Source organism: Bacillus sp. FSL R10-2780 (genome assembly GCF_038006125.1).
Classification (GTDB): domain Bacteria; phylum Bacillota; class Bacilli; order Bacillales; family Bacillaceae_G; genus Bacillus_A; species Bacillus_A cereus_U.
Genome location: NZ_JBBOUQ010000001.1, coordinates 2919515 through 2933539 on the forward strand (window position 1 = coordinate 2919515; position 14025 = coordinate 2933539).

The following is a 14025-nucleotide window of genomic DNA, read 5'->3' on the forward strand; positions in this document are numbered from 1 at the left end:
GGGGACACCTAATTGAAGCGATTTAGCTATTTTATGGTAGGTTGTCTTACTCTTACACTATTAGTAGGATGTAGTACAGCAGAAAAGCCAGTAGAACAAGTAAAACAAGTTAAAAATACAATTACAGCGAAACTAGCTACCGAGGAAAAAATGGTAGAGATAGATGGTCAAACGATTTACTTTAAAAAGATTGGTGATGAAAAACCACCTTTACTTATGATCCATGGATTTGGAGGATCATCCGATGGTTTTCAAAAGATTTACTCAGATTTAGCAAAAGATCATACGATTATTTCTGTTGATGCTTTAGGATTCGGACGTTCCTCTAAGCCGATGGATTTTTATTATTCTTTTCCAACTCATGCAAATTTGTATTATAAGTTAATGAAAAAACTAGGGTATGACTCATTCGCAATACTGGGACATTCGATGGGCGGAGAAATTTCTCTTAATTTAACATATTTATACCCTGAAGCGGTTACCCACCTTATTTTAACTGATGCTACAGGCGGCCCTCATACGTTCGTTAATAAACAAGGTTCACCAAAACCAAAGGTGTCGACTGATTTAAGTGCCGTTTCTTCTATTGCAGATTATGATGAGAGAAAAGTTAAATTCAAGCGTAATGATGAAGAGCATTATAATAAAATGAAATTATGGCCTAGGCGTCTTCAAATCAATGCAAATGAAATTAAGCAACCAACTTTAATTATATGGGGAAGAAATGATAGTAGCGTTTCTTGGAAAGAAGGCGAAACTTATCATCAATTCTTAAAAAATAGCACTTTCCATATTATTGAAAAGGGTTATCATGCTCCATTTCGTCAAGAGCCACAAGAATTTGTAGGGTATGTAAAAGATTTCTTCGAGAAAAATCCTATAAATGCTGAAAAATAAACGGGTATCTCTTTTTGAGATACCCGTTTTCATATATTAAGCAGCTTGCTTTTGGCGTTTTTGAGTTTTTGATCCTAGTACTTTTGGAATAACGAAGCCATCAATTCCAAGTTTTCCAGCATTCATACCAGAAACAAGAACGAACATGGATAAGATAACCATTTCAGGGTTTACACCAATTGACCCACTAAACATATAGGAAAAGTTCATTACAAGACCGAAAAAGACCGCTGTTTTTGTTAAACAGCCCACAATTAAACCAATTCCGACTAAAATTTCTCCCCACGTCACAAGTGTATTAAATAAATCAACGTTTGGAATTGCAAAATCTTGTAAGAATGATGCCCACCAGGATTGAACAGCTGGTTGTGCTCCTTTAGATTTTTCAATTGCACCTTGTAAATAACCAGTTGCATCGAAGCCTTTTCCTTGTAGTTTACCGATTCCAGCCATTACCCATGTGTAACCAAGATACACTCGAATTATCGCTAATACAAAAGAAACTGTTTTGTTTTCTCTTAAAAATTGAATAATCATATCTTCCTCCTAAAGTTGTAATTAAGTCAGTTACAGATAATATAATAACATTAGTTACTTACTTTTAAAATGTTAATTGTGAATAATTCGTGACATACATACAAAAAATTAAATACTAACGTATATATAGTAACTTTTATTACCTGTAAAAACTTGAACATATCATACCACAGGTGATAATCATTTTCATTGAAAAAAGTGTAAAAAAAATGTGAGTTAAATGTGAAACACATTTATTCGAATATAGAATAAACGTGTTTCACGCTATTTATATAATCGAAATGTATGTGTCTCCTCATCGATTAATCTCGCTTCTTGAACACCTTCTTCTAACATTTTGTCATGGTTAATAAGCCTGTAAAATAAGCGTATTGTAAACATAAGTGCTACATTTCCATCTACATAAGCTATCGATTTAACATGTGATTTTGTATCTTTATGTAAAATGGATTCTACTAGTTTCAACTCCCTAAATTCACAATATGTGTAATATGCAATTTTGCATATTACTTAATTTCCGCTACGCCAAAGTATACTCTCTGCTCATTTAAGTCGTACACATTTCCCCCTAACTCTTCCATTACAAATCCCCCTCCTATAAGTCCATTTCATATATACCCGTTTCTTTCAAAAAATCAGCTCTAGTTAAAGCGACTTTCTGTAAATATTGCCTATACGCTGTAATTGTTCCATCATGTGAAACGATACAAACTTTTTCTGCTCTTAACTGATAGCACCAGTGCAGAAATTCATCTACTATTTGCTGAAATTCCTTCTCCGAGATAATATTGACTCCCTCATTCCATAACAATTCATTTGTACTTTCTTCTAATGAAAAATGTGGAAATAAATTTTTTATTACCTTTCGATCTAACAATTGATCGCACGGCAATGTTTTGGCGGATTCCCGGTAAGGGAAAATACGCGGGGATATATATGGATGAACAATTTTTTGACAAGCAACTTCCGCACCCCATATTGCCGCAGTTTGTAAAGTTCGAAGTGTAGGACTAGCGATTAATATATCCTTTTCTTGTAATGGTACATCGCACTGAAGTAATTTAGCCTGCTTCTTTCCCACACCCGTCAATGGCGGATTCACCGCTTGTAAACTTAATGGTAAATCTTTCGTATGCTCACCTTCACCATGCCGAACAAAGACAAGTTTCATTCTCCTCTTCCTCTCACTATGAAATAGTCTCACATATTTCTTCCCTAATTTTTTCTTTACTCCTGCTATTTTAAAAAGCAGAATGTAAAAAGTGTTTGACATCAATATTCGGAAAATATTACAATTATATATATGTAAAATATTTTTTACAAGAAGAGGAGGATTACAAATATGAAATGGATTATCTTCTTTATCGGAATGATCATATGGGGATACATAAATGGCTTTTTTAATAGCGATAAAACTGCTAATCCTTGGATTACAGATGATGAACGGGAAACAAAAATTAAGCAGAAGGCAATTATCGCAAGCTGGTCTGGTGTTTTCATGTTTTGTATCTTTAACCTCTTAAACAAATGGTTAGGTTTAGGAACGAGCGATACATCACCTTACTTACCAGCTCCTGTCGCAACTATTTTAAAAGAAAATGTAGAGTTACAAGTTTTACTTATGTCATTCATTACATATGGACTATTTTACGTATACTACCGAAGAAAACTAAGCGCTTAACTTTTATCTCATGATTATCCTCCTAAATGGTTATAGTAACTAGGACGTAATGAAAAAAGGAGAGATATAAAAATGAGTAACTCAAATGATTTTTTAGATACATTACATGAAAAACAAGCAAAAGATGAACAAAACAGAAAGCGCCAAGGGAACGGAAACCCTGCGAAAAAAAAGCCAAATAAAACACATAAATAACATTGAAAAACCTGCCTAAAAATTATATTTTAGGCAGGTTTTTTTACTTGTCTTTAACCGAAACGACATCTTCCCAATCCCATTTCTCATAATACCACTCTGGCACATCTATATTTTCAATCCACTTCTTTTCATATTTCCCATCGCTATGAGCAAGCCATACATCAGCTTTCTTACGATTTGAACGGATCCACATTAATTGGTTGCTCTTCTTAATAAAAATAGGGTTATAATCGCCTTGGCTATTTGATGGCTTTGTAATTTGATTTTGTTCATCGTTTATACTATTTACTTCATATAAAGATGGTAGTGGTCTTTTTTCTAGAGGGACCGATAGCTCTGCTTCCTTTGCCCTTGAAACGATAATTACATTATCGTTCTTCCATGTGAAATCCCAATCAACATAGCCTTTTGGAGTAAATGTATTTTGCTGGAGAGCCGGCAATTCTTTTATTTTTAAATGCTTATTCTCTAAAGCAACTCTCCCGCTTCCTTCAATATAGGCTAATATATTTTTTGATGGCGCCCATTTGAACCATTGTGTGTTTAATAACATTTGATCTACTGTTTCAAAACGACTGCCGTCTGATCGAATTAAGCAAAGTGTATTACTATCCGCTGACAAAGAAGCTGTTGGTACTGCCAAAAAAGAAATCCATTTTTGATCTGGCGACCACTTAAATCCACTTCCAACTAATGCTAAAAAGTCATCATGCTCATTCGGTAGTGCATATAAATGTTTCATCTTATGAGGATTCATATTTGCATCCTTTTGTATTTCATATAACTGAGCACCTGTCCATCCTGTTGGAAGCAAGTACGCTTCTGATGATACAAGAAACTTCTTACCATCAGGATACCATGCATAGTCACCTGCACCATTGGCTACATTTTCATAATCTGCTTTCTTTTTTTCAACATCAAATATATTTAATGTACGTGCAAATACAAAGGCAATTATATTCTCTGTTGGTGACCATTGATAATTCGATGTTGCTGATTGAGATGGTGTAACTTTCTTGCCATCTTTCAGCCGATACAGTTCAAAATGATTTCGCTTCTTTCCTTTTGCATATGCAAGCCATTCTCCATTATGTGACCATTTCGGCCCTGTTATGTACTCTCCTTTTGTAATTTGTTTTTCTTTTTCACCGAATTTAATCCATAGATTATGATTACGAATAAAGGCAACTTTCACTCCATTGTTTTCTGCGCTAGTAATAGAACTTGAACAGAAAAAAAGGCACAGAATCACGATTCCACTTACTATAAACCTTTTCATATAGCACCCCCATTTCCCTCATAGCATTCCTCACTTTCCACTTACAATATGTGAAAAATATCCATTCGACATAATCCCAAAAAATTTCCCAGGAAATTTTCAATTCAAAGAGGATTGGTAGGAATTATGTCGAATGTATAGTTTAGCCAACATCCGTTCCTATAATTAACGACAAAAATGTAATATTTATTTTCGGAATATTGGCACTTTTTATTAGAGGGAGTTTCAATGAAAAAAACTACATCTACACTATTAAGTATGGCGCTCGTCTTTTCGAGTTTTGGAGCTTTAAGCGCCCATGCTGAGTCACTGCAAAAAGAGAAGCAATTTAGTCCACAGTTAAAAGCGAATATTGAACAATGGGGAGCAAACAAAATCGCGCAAAATGTTGAAACAAAAACATCAAAAGAAATTTCAGTCATTGTAGAATTACAGCATGCTCCACTCGCTTCACAAAGTAACATTCAGCATGCTCCGGATCTAAAAAATAGCAATGTGCAATCATACCATGCGCAACTAAAAAAGGCACAAGAGGATACAACAAAGAAAATTAAAGAAAAAGCACCGAAGGCAACGATAAAAGAAACATATAGTACATTATTTTCTGGATTTTCTATTTCTATCCCAGGAGATCAAATTGCTGCTCTAGCTTCTTTACCTGAAGTAAAAGCAATTTATCCGAACTTAACATATAAGTTACATGAAACATCAAAAAGCCCAGCGAATCAAGAAACACCAAACGTTGGAGGCCCTACAGTTGGTGCACCTGAAGCTTGGAAGTTAAAAGATCCAACTGGCAAACCCCTTGATGGAAAAGGAATGAAAGTCGCTATTATCGATTCAGGTGTCGACTATACCCATCCTGATTTACAAGCAAATTATATCGGTGGCTATGATACAGTCGATGAAGATAATGATCCGATGGATGGAAACGTCCACGGTACCCATGTTGCTGGAATTATTGCTGGTAACGGAAAAATAAAGGGGATTGCTCCGAATGCTTCTATACTCGCTTACCGTGTCATGAATGATGGTGGTACTGGTACGACCGAAGATATTATTCAAGGTATTGAGCGCGCTATTCAAGATGGTGCCGATGTTTTAAATCTATCTCTTGGTCAAGATTTGAATGTACCTGATCAACCTGTAACAATGACGTTAGAACGCGCAGCAAAACTTGGTGTTACTGCGGTCGTCTCAAATGGAAATGATGGACCAAAACCTTGGTCTGTTGACGCTCCTGGTAACGCAAGTAGTGTCATCTCTGTTGGAGCATCTACAGTTTCTATTCCATTTCCAACATTCCAAGTAGCTGGTTCCAATAAATCTTACCAAGGATTACCTTTATCAAAAGTAGATTTCCAAGTAGGAAACGATGCTCAGCTTGTATATGTTGGCTACGGTAATCCAAGCGATTACGCTAAACAAGATGTGAACGGGAAGTTCGCCCTTGTTTTACAAGGAACTTCGAGCACGTTAGTAAAAGCAGAACAAGCGAAACAAGCTGGCGCTCTCGGCGTGCTACTAATTTCTAACGAAAAAGAAATTAATATTATGCCCGAATATTTTGGACGTGAAGATGTAGCTCTTCCAGTTATGCAACTATCAAATACAAATGGTGAAGAGTTGAAAAATTTAATTACAAAACGAAAGAAAAATATAAAAATTGGACAACCAAGCCAAACCGAACTTATTGGTAACTTCAGTTCAAGAGGACCATCACAAGGAAGTTGGCTCATAAAGCCTGATATAGTTGCACCTGGAGTGAAAATTACTAGTACAGTACCAAGAGGTGGCTATGAATCTCACAACGGAACAAGTATGGCTGCGCCACAAGTAGCGGGAGCCGTTGCTCTGCTGCGTCAAATGCATCCTGATTGGACGACAGAACAATTGAAAGCAGCTCTTGCCAACACTGCAAAAACATTAAAGGATGTCAATGAAAATACATATCCTGTCATGGCACAAGGATCTGGTTTAATTAACATTCCAAAAGCAGCAAAAGCAGATGCATTAGTGAAACCAAACAATGTAAGTTTCGGTCTCATTAAACCTAATAGTGGCAAAGTGAAGTTAACACAAAATATTACGTTACAAAATCTTTCTAACAAAAAGAAAAACTTTTCAACTCGCATTGAATTACTAGATACAAAAACAAAAGTCCAGACTTCTTTCCCTTCTTCTATTAGCATTAAACCGAATAGTAACATCGAAAAGCCTTTTACTATTACTGTTGATAGCTCCTTACCACAAGGTGTATATACGGGAAATCTATATGTAAAAGAGCAAGGGAAGGCTGAAGAAATGCGTATTCCATTTACATTTAGCATCGATCCGAAAGAATACAAGCGTATTGATGGCCTTGAAATCGTTAATTCTACTTTCAGTCCAAATAATGACAGAATACTAGATGACAACCTTATCAATTACTATTTAGTTACACCAGTTGAGGATGTAACGTTTCATGCTAATTTAATTACGAAAGACCGAGTAACATATAAAGGAATCGTTCATCAAGGTAAGAATGAAACACCAGGTTATAAATCCTTCAAATGGAATGGTACGAAAACTGATGGATCACCTCTACCTGATGGCTTATACCAAATTGAAGCTGTTGCTTCTAATTCTGGAGGAGAAACGAAACAAACAGGAGCTGTATTTGTCGACCGCACTGCACCGAAATTATCGCCTGAAGTAGATCAAGAAAACCTCGTAATTAGAGGAAAAGTAGATGATATACTTTTAGATTGGATGACAGAATCCGGATGGGTTGCTCCAGGACATCCAGTAACACTACAGTATGAAATTAATGGAAATGGCGTATGGGAAAATGCATTCTTGAACCATTGGGAGAAAAACTTTGAAATTTATTTCGATCGCAATCAATTACAACAAGGGAAAAATACAATCCACATTGCAGCAACTGATGCAGCCGGAAATACATCTAATTTAAACGTCGATTTAGAAATGAAATAATAAAATTATTGTTGACAATCTTTTAAATATAGTTTTATAATACAAAACATAGTTTAGTTGAACGAATTATATATCGGCTTTGAAGGAATACTAGTAGCGACTTATATCCCTGTCTCAGAGAACTGATGGTTGGTGCGAATCAGTACATATACAAGCGTGAATTACAATTCTGGAGCTTCTTTCCCGTACTGCTTTTTATGCATGAAGAGAAAGACGGATCTTTCCGTTATCTTAAAGTAAGTGGTAAACAATTAATTGTTTACAAATAGGGTGGTACCGCGATTTTTATCGTCCCTATCGGATTTTCCGATAGGGGCTTTTTTGCGTCCTTCCCTTTTAAATAACTTCATATTATACGCGTTGAAAGAATCGCAGTAGTATCTTATATCCCTGTTTCAGAGAGCTAATGGTCGGTGGAAATTAGCACATATATAAGTACGAATTACAATTCTGGAGCTTCTTTTTCGTAGTGCTTTTATGCATGAAGGAAAAGACGGAGTTTTTCCGTTATCATTAGTTGAGATGTAAGTACCTTTTCACTTACAAATAGGGTGGTACCGCGATTTTTTCGCCCCTATCGGATTTTCCGATAGGGGCTTTTTCTATTTCTCACACAAACAGTTGTTAAATAATTCCGAATCTTATGATAAGATTTTATAAGCGCTTACATTATTTAAGGGAGGTGGTGCAATCTATACGAACCGGTATTCATTTTTATCGAAAAAAAGGAGGATGTCTAAATGACAAAGAAAACAGAAATTCCATCACATTTAAAACCATTCGTATCCACACAGCATTATGATCAATACACACCGGTGAATCACGCTGTTTGGCGTTACATTATGAAACAAAACCATAACTTCTTAAAAGATGTTGCTCATCCCGCCTATGTTAATGGACTACAATCATCTGGTATTAATATAGATGCGATTCCAAAAGTAGAAGAAATGAATGACTGTTTAGCACCAAGCGGCTGGGGCGCCGTAACGATTGACGGACTTATTCCCGGCGTAGCATTCTTTGATTTTCAGGGGCACGGATTACTACCAATCGCAACAGATATTCGTAAAGTAGAAAATATCGAGTATACACCAGCTCCTGATATCGTTCATGAAGCAGCAGGACACGCACCGATTTTACTTGATTCTACATATGCAAAATATGTGAAACGCTTTGGGCAAATTGGAGCGAAAGCTTTCTCCACAAAAGAAGAACATGAGGCTTTTGAAGCTGTTCGTACATTAACGATCGTAAAAGAAAGCCCGACTTCTACACCTGAAGAAGTTGCAGCTGCTGAAAATGCTGTAATCGAAAAACAAAACTTAGTTTCTGGTTTATCAGAAGCAGAACAAATTTCACGTCTATTCTGGTGGACAGTGGAATACGGCTTAATCGGTAATATAGATGACCCAAAAATTTACGGTGCTGGTCTCCTTTCCTCTGTCGGTGAAAGTAAGCATTGCTTAACAGATGCTGTAAAGAAAGTTCCATTCTCAATTGAAGCTTGCACCGGGACAACTTATGACGTAACAAAAATGCAGCCACAGCTATTTGTTTGTGAATCATTTGAAGAGTTGACTGAGGCACTTGAGCAGTTCTCTACAACGATGGCATTTAAAACAGGTGGCACAGAAGGATTAGAAAAAGCAATCCGCTCCGAAAATCATGCTACAACTGAGCTAAGTAGTGGATTACAAATTACGGGTACATTTACAGAGACAATTAAAAATGATACTGGTGAAGTTATTTACACACGAACAAGCTCACCAACTGCATTAGCAATTCATAATAAACAACTAGCAAATCATTCTACATCTGTGCACAGCGATGGATTCGGGACACCAATCGGATTACTAGATGGTGATATTGCATTAGAAAATTGTACAGAAGAACAATTACAATCATTAGGCATTACAATTGGACATAGTGCAGAGTTTACTTTTGCAAGCGGCATTCATGTAAAAGGAACAGTAACAGACATTGTAAAGAATGATAAAAAAATTGCTCTTATCTCCTTTATAAATTGTACAGTTACTCATAAAGATCGCTTATTATTTGATCCTTCATGGGGAGCATTTGATATGGCTGTCGGCTCACAAATCACTTCTGTATTCCCAGGAGCGGCAGATGCGGCTGCATTTTTCCCGATGAATGAAGAAGTACAAGAAACTCCTGATCCACTTGTACTGAATGAGCTTGAACGTATGTATCAAACAGTTCGGGATATACGTAACGATAGTATTTTACACGATACTCATACTGATCAATTAATAGCTATTCAAGAAGTATTAAATAAATTTCATCCGAAAGAATGGTTGCTTCGTCTTGAAATTTTAGAATTGCTTTTAGAACATAATAAAGGCCACGAAGCATCAGCGGCATTATTGCAACAACTTTCTACTTTCACAACTGACGAATCTGTAACACGTCTTATTAACAACGGTCTTGCGTTACTACAGGTAAAGGATGTGAAAAATGATGCTACGACTAACTAATGAAGAGGTACAAGAAGAATTAGTTAAGCTGGATAAATGGACAGTGAAAGATGAAAAATGGATTGAAAGAAAATATATGTTTTCCGACTACTTAAAAGGAGTCGAATTTGTCTCTGAAGCCGCCAAACTATCAGAAGAACATAATCACCACCCATTTATCCTTATCCAGTATAAAGCAGTCATTATTACTTTGTCATCATGGAATGCAAAAGGTTTGACGAAACTAGATTTTGACCTTGCAAAGCAATTTGACCAACTATTTTTACAAAACGAAAAAGCAATTATAAGAAAGTAAAAAAGAGAAGCCTTTTTTAGGCTTCTCCTTTTATTTTGAAATGTATACAATGTCCAAACGGATCCTTGGCCTGTAATATTCCATCTTTGTACGTAGCAACTACGCCAATATATTTTAAGCTTTCACACACTTGCTCTTTTTGTTTTTCATCTGCTAGTACAATGGTGAAATATTTCAAGCCGACGGAATTTGGCATTTGTGGTGGTATCCCTTCACCTTGCCACGTATTTAAACCGATATGATGATGATAACCACCTGCGGATACGAACAACGCTCCATTACGAGCTGGGATTGTTACTTCAAAGCCAAGACCATCAACGTAGAAACGTTTCGCTTCTTCTAAGTCAGCTACATGTAAATGAATATGCCCCATCACAGTACCAGCCGGGAACCCATTCCATGCACTTCCTTGCTGCAATAATTCTTCACCGGCTAATGGGTTACTAACAAATGGTAGCTCTCCATTCTCATCACGCCAAACTTCTTTTTGGCGATCATGATAAATTTCAATCCCGTTTCCATCTGGATCAGCTAAATAAAGAGCTTCACTAAAGTAATGATCGGCTCCACCGTGCAGTGGATATACCATCTCTACAAGATGACGAAGAATGTTCGCTAAGTCCTGTCTGGTTGGTAATAAAATTGCGTAATGATATAACCCTGTTCTCCCTCTTTGCTTTGGTAAAGCTTCTTTCTTTTCTTCAATGATAAGGAGTGGTTCTTCATTTTCATTCCCAAATGTAACGACTGTTTTCTCTTCTTTTAGCACTTTCATACTTAATACTTCTGTATAAAACTCTAGTGATTTCTTTATATTTGATACGTATAGATGAACAACACCAAGTGTTGTTTCGGGATGAAGTTGAAAGCTCATCTTGTTATACCCCCATTTAAATTAGTTCTTCTTTGACATTTTCTCTTTTAAGAAATTATCTACAAAACCATCAGCTTTCGCAACAAATAAATAAGCACCCATTGCTAATAATGCAAGTTCTAATTCGAAGCCAGGATTTTTCCCATCTCCTAATAAACCAGCTGACCATTTCACTTTTACAATTGCTCCAACCATAACAAGTGCAAATAATAATCCAATATATCTTACACCTAAACCTAGAATTAACAATAGACCACCAACTAATTCCACTGTTGCTACACCGTATGCAAGTCCTCCTGGTAAACCAATGCTTGTGAACCACCCTGCAATATTGTCAATTCCTGATTGGAATTTTGTTAAACCGTGCATAAAGAACGTTACCCCTAACACGATACGAATAATTAAGTTACCGATATGTTGATTCATTTCATTCTCTCCTTTATAGTTTCCTTATACAAAACTTTTATTTACATTACAAAACATACACTAATTTTTTTTATTCGTCAATTCATTTTCAGTGGGAAAATATATTTTTTTTTTGCTATGATACAAATAGTTGTTTACAAAAAGGAGCTTGATTTTATGAATATTGGTTCTGCAATACGTGAAATTCGTCAACGTAAAGGCATAACAATTGCACAAATTTGTGAAGGAACAGGTCTTTCTAAAGGTTTTATGAGTCAGGTTGAAAATAATAAAACATCACCATCTATCTCAACTTTAGAAACAATCTCCATTTTTTTAAATGTTCCCCTTCCTTATTTACTGTTAGAACAAAAGGATCGAATGAAAATTATAAAAAAAGAAGAACGGAAATACAGCGTATACGGTAAAGATGAACAAAGAATTGAGCATGTTGCTGAGCAAGGTGGTCTCCGCCTATCTTTAGTAGAAATTTCTGCCGGATTCCCGAAAGAAAACTCACCAAATGCTCATGAAGGCGAAGAGTGCCATCTTGTATTACGCGGAAAACTGGAAGTTCAACATGGTGAAGACATTGCAATTGTAGAAGAAGGTGATTCTTTCTCCTGGAATGCATGCGTTCCCCATATTGTCCGTAACATAGGTGAAGAATCTGCGTTATTACTTATCTCTAGTCATGCTGAAAATCGAAAACGAGTTTACTAATTGATAAAAAAGAAGCCTGTTACGAAACAGGCTTCTTTTTTATTCCCTTATAATTCCATAACTCGTCCCAACCAGTACAGTCTTTTCATGTTGATTGCGATAAACGGACTCAATTGAAACTTTTTTATATCCTTCCATTTGCTCAATATTTGTTAATGTTAATTCACAAGTAATCGTATCACCTGTAAAAACTGGTCTAATGAACTCACTTACTAATTCCCTCGCTATGTAATGTAACTCTTCTCCTACTTTCGTACCAATGCTAGCAGTCAATAGACCATGAACCATTAATCGTCCATTCTCATCATATTCCATATGATGTCTACCTTTATCGCCTGTAATATTTGCAAATTCAAAAACTTCTTCCTCAGTAAACCTTCTTTCGTATTTAAATACATCCCCAACTTTTACATTCATTTTTATCCCCCGTTTAATAAACTGAATTTTCTTTTATTTTATCACAAAATAAGTCTCAGTTCAGTTTATATTATTAAAATAGCGATCCTTTTTCTTCACTACCTTATAATTTTATCGATGCCCATCCTTTTTTGCCACTTGATACCCATAATACGCACATGTTCCATTTCTTGATAACTCTCTTACTTCAAAACCACAACTTCTATAAAAATCAAAATTGCTAGCGGATGTATGCGCAAACCAATCGCCATGCGGAAGCTTTTGTAAACAAAGAGCTACAAGTTTCTTACCTAACCCTTTTCCCCTATACTCACACTTCACAACTAAATTTACTATGTTAGCAACCATGATTTGATCAGAAATCACTCTAACCATCGCGACCATTTCTTCTTCATCCCAAATTGTGAAAGCCCATGTGGAATTTTCAAATGCTATCGTAAATTTTTCAATTTGCCAAGAAGGGATATTATCATTACTCCAACCGGCATCTTCAAATAAAGTTTTAATTGCATATGCTGGTACACCGTTCGTTCCCTCACGAATAATAAGTCCATTATGGTAAATATACATGTAATCCCCCCTTTATTTTTATATACCATTCTCCAAAAAATGCAATTCACCTTTTTTCATCCAACCCGCTTAATGGAATAAACGAGAACATCCATCTCATGAAATGAAGTTGTTTTCTCATAACTAAGCCCTGTTTTTCTAGCAACAAATATTGAAGCTGGGTGGTTCGGATTAATAAGTGAAATTAATTTATTCATTTGTAATGCTTGAAAACCATAGTCTCGAAATGCCGCCGCAGCCTCTTTCGCATACCCTTTCCCCCAATACTTAGGAAGTAACCAATAGCCAATCTCAATTTCCTCTTTTCCATCTACCTTCTGCTTGACAAGTCCTGCATGACCAATTCGTATCCCTGTTTCCTTTTCAATCATTACAAATAAACCGAGACCGTTTTTATAATTTGGAAGTACCCTCTCCTCCAAACTTTTTTTACATTGCATAAATGTTTTTAACGTTCCATTTCCAATATAGCGCATTACCTTCTCATCCCCCCATAAAGAAGCATAAAACGGTAAATCATCCATTGTATATTTGCGAAATTGTAAACGATCTGTATGAAACACTCTTTTATTCACTCCCATCATTTTGAACCTCATTACATAACTATATATTTCAAACTACTTAAATGTTAAATAATTTTTATCAAGACGCCACTAAAAAGAAAGAAAATTCAGTCTT

At 35.9% G+C, this 14025-nt stretch carries 15 protein-coding genes, 1 pseudogene and 2 other annotated features; of the genes and pseudogenes, 7 read left to right on the forward strand and 9 right to left on the reverse strand.

The window, feature by feature from the left end:
* The first annotated feature begins 12 nt into the window (after positions 1-12).
* A complete protein-coding gene (locus NSQ47_RS15265) occupies positions 13-897 on the forward strand; it encodes an alpha/beta fold hydrolase (RefSeq protein ID WP_341037265.1) in 885 nt (294 codons plus the stop codon).
* Positions 898-933: 36 nt separating this feature from the next.
* On the opposite strand, the gene NSQ47_RS15270 is transcribed toward NSQ47_RS15265, so the two are convergent.
* The 3 genes and pseudogenes from NSQ47_RS15270 to NSQ47_RS15280 form a co-directional block, all read right to left on the reverse strand.
* Positions 934-1434 (reverse strand): DoxX family protein, encoded by a 501-nt coding sequence (locus NSQ47_RS15270; RefSeq protein ID WP_070146893.1) that lies wholly within the window; start codon positions 1432-1434, stop codon positions 934-936.
* Positions 1435-1698: 264 nt separating this feature from the next.
* Positions 1699-2027, reverse strand: a pseudogene (locus tag NSQ47_RS15275) (delta-aminolevulinic acid dehydratase); the annotation flags it as partial.
* 2 nt (positions 2028-2029) lie between these two features.
* Positions 2030-2605: a histidine phosphatase family protein gene (locus tag NSQ47_RS15280; RefSeq protein WP_341037266.1), complete on the reverse strand. Its 576-nt coding sequence runs from the start codon at positions 2603-2605 to the stop codon at positions 2030-2032.
* Between the two features lie 171 nt (positions 2606-2776).
* Between NSQ47_RS15280 and NSQ47_RS15285 the strand changes: the two genes are divergently transcribed.
* Positions 2777-3115: a phosphoglycerate mutase gene (locus NSQ47_RS15285; protein ID WP_070146895.1), complete on the forward strand. Its 339-nt coding sequence runs from the start codon at positions 2777-2779 to the stop codon at positions 3113-3115.
* 72 nt (positions 3116-3187) lie between these two features.
* Positions 3188-3310, forward strand: a complete 123-nt coding sequence (locus NSQ47_RS15290) for a DUF4023 domain-containing protein (protein ID WP_000071861.1) — start codon at positions 3188-3190, stop codon at positions 3308-3310.
* A 43-nt stretch (positions 3311-3353) separates the two neighbouring features.
* Here NSQ47_RS15290 and NSQ47_RS15295 read toward each other — a convergent pair whose 3' ends face one another.
* On the reverse strand, positions 3354-4592 hold the full coding sequence (locus NSQ47_RS15295; protein ID WP_341037267.1) for a TolB family protein: 1239 nt from the start codon (positions 4590-4592) through the stop codon (positions 3354-3356).
* 228 nt (positions 4593-4820) lie between these two features.
* Between NSQ47_RS15295 and NSQ47_RS15300 the strand changes: the two genes are divergently transcribed.
* The 3 genes from NSQ47_RS15300 (at position 4821) to NSQ47_RS15310 (ending at position 10358) form a co-directional block, all read left to right on the forward strand.
* A complete protein-coding gene (locus NSQ47_RS15300; RefSeq protein WP_341037268.1) occupies positions 4821-7568 on the forward strand; it encodes a S8 family serine peptidase in 2748 nt (915 codons plus the stop codon).
* Between the two features lie 70 nt (positions 7569-7638).
* Positions 7639-7867 (forward strand) — a binding site (T-box leader).
* Between the two features lie 52 nt (positions 7868-7919).
* Positions 7920-8147, forward strand: a binding site (T-box leader).
* A gap of 161 nt (positions 8148-8308) precedes the next feature.
* Positions 8309-10063, forward strand: coding sequence for an aromatic amino acid hydroxylase (locus tag NSQ47_RS15305; protein WP_340825924.1), 1755 nt, complete (start codon positions 8309-8311; stop codon positions 10061-10063).
* Positions 10044-10358 carry a 4a-hydroxytetrahydrobiopterin dehydratase gene (locus NSQ47_RS15310; RefSeq protein WP_002111944.1) on the forward strand — a complete coding sequence of 105 codons (315 nt, stop codon included), beginning with the start codon at positions 10044-10046 and terminating at the stop codon, positions 10356-10358. Before NSQ47_RS15305 ends, NSQ47_RS15310 begins: the two co-directional genes overlap by 20 nt.
* 16 nt (positions 10359-10374) lie before the next feature.
* Here NSQ47_RS15310 and NSQ47_RS15315 read toward each other — a convergent pair whose 3' ends face one another.
* Positions 10375-11232, reverse strand: coding sequence for a VOC family protein (locus tag NSQ47_RS15315; protein WP_002160414.1), 858 nt, complete (start codon positions 11230-11232; stop codon positions 10375-10377).
* Positions 11233-11253: 21 nt separating this feature from the next.
* On the reverse strand, positions 11254-11658 hold the full coding sequence (locus tag NSQ47_RS15320; protein WP_001071557.1) for a DoxX family protein: 405 nt from the start codon (positions 11656-11658) through the stop codon (positions 11254-11256).
* 156 nt (positions 11659-11814) lie between these two features.
* Between NSQ47_RS15320 and NSQ47_RS15325 the strand changes: the two genes are divergently transcribed.
* Positions 11815-12360: a helix-turn-helix domain-containing protein gene (locus NSQ47_RS15325; RefSeq protein WP_002160413.1), complete on the forward strand. Its 546-nt coding sequence runs from the start codon at positions 11815-11817 to the stop codon at positions 12358-12360.
* A gap of 39 nt (positions 12361-12399) precedes the next feature.
* Here the strand turns inward: NSQ47_RS15325 and NSQ47_RS15330 are convergent, their stop codons facing one another.
* The 3 genes from NSQ47_RS15330 to NSQ47_RS15340 form a co-directional block, all read right to left on the reverse strand.
* Positions 12400-12777: a MaoC/PaaZ C-terminal domain-containing protein gene (locus NSQ47_RS15330; protein ID WP_002160412.1), complete on the reverse strand. Its 378-nt coding sequence runs from the start codon at positions 12775-12777 to the stop codon at positions 12400-12402.
* Positions 12778-12888: 111 nt separating this feature from the next.
* Positions 12889-13347 (reverse strand): GNAT family N-acetyltransferase, encoded by a 459-nt coding sequence (locus NSQ47_RS15335; protein WP_002160411.1) that lies wholly within the window; start codon positions 13345-13347, stop codon positions 12889-12891.
* 56 nt (positions 13348-13403) lie between these two features.
* Entirely contained in the window at positions 13404-13931 is a 528-nt protein-coding gene (locus tag NSQ47_RS15340; protein WP_002015253.1) for a GNAT family N-acetyltransferase, read from the reverse strand.
* Positions 13932-14025: the final 94 nt, after the last annotated feature.

Coding starts and splice junctions, on each gene's coding strand:
- NSQ47_RS15270 (WP_070146893.1), bottom strand. CDS start 1,434: ATGATTATTCAATTTTTAAGAGAAAACAAAACAGTTTCTTTTGTATTA.
- NSQ47_RS15280 (WP_341037266.1), bottom strand. CDS start 2,605: ATGAAACTTGTCTTTGTTCGGCATGGTGAAGGTGAGCATACGAAAGAT.
- NSQ47_RS15285 (WP_070146895.1), top strand. CDS start 2,777: ATGAAATGGATTATCTTCTTTATCGGAATGATCATATGGGGATACATA.
- NSQ47_RS15290 (WP_000071861.1), top strand. CDS start 3,188: ATGAGTAACTCAAATGATTTTTTAGATACATTACATGAAAAACAAGCA.
- NSQ47_RS15295 (WP_341037267.1), bottom strand. CDS start 4,592: ATGAAAAGGTTTATAGTAAGTGGAATCGTGATTCTGTGCCTTTTTTTC.
- NSQ47_RS15300 (WP_341037268.1), top strand. CDS start 4,821: ATGAAAAAAACTACATCTACACTATTAAGTATGGCGCTCGTCTTTTCG.
- NSQ47_RS15305 (WP_340825924.1), top strand. CDS start 8,309: ATGACAAAGAAAACAGAAATTCCATCACATTTAAAACCATTCGTATCC.
- NSQ47_RS15310 (WP_002111944.1), top strand. CDS start 10,044: ATGATGCTACGACTAACTAATGAAGAGGTACAAGAAGAATTAGTTAAG.
- NSQ47_RS15315 (WP_002160414.1), bottom strand. CDS start 11,232: ATGAGCTTTCAACTTCATCCCGAAACAACACTTGGTGTTGTTCATCTA.
- NSQ47_RS15320 (WP_001071557.1), bottom strand. CDS start 11,658: ATGAATCAACATATCGGTAACTTAATTATTCGTATCGTGTTAGGGGTA.
- NSQ47_RS15325 (WP_002160413.1), top strand. CDS start 11,815: ATGAATATTGGTTCTGCAATACGTGAAATTCGTCAACGTAAAGGCATA.
- NSQ47_RS15330 (WP_002160412.1), bottom strand. CDS start 12,777: ATGAATGTAAAAGTTGGGGATGTATTTAAATACGAAAGAAGGTTTACT.
- NSQ47_RS15335 (WP_002160411.1), bottom strand. CDS start 13,347: ATGTATATTTACCATAATGGACTTATTATTCGTGAGGGAACGAACGGT.
- NSQ47_RS15340 (WP_002015253.1), bottom strand. CDS start 13,931: ATGATGGGAGTGAATAAAAGAGTGTTTCATACAGATCGTTTACAATTT.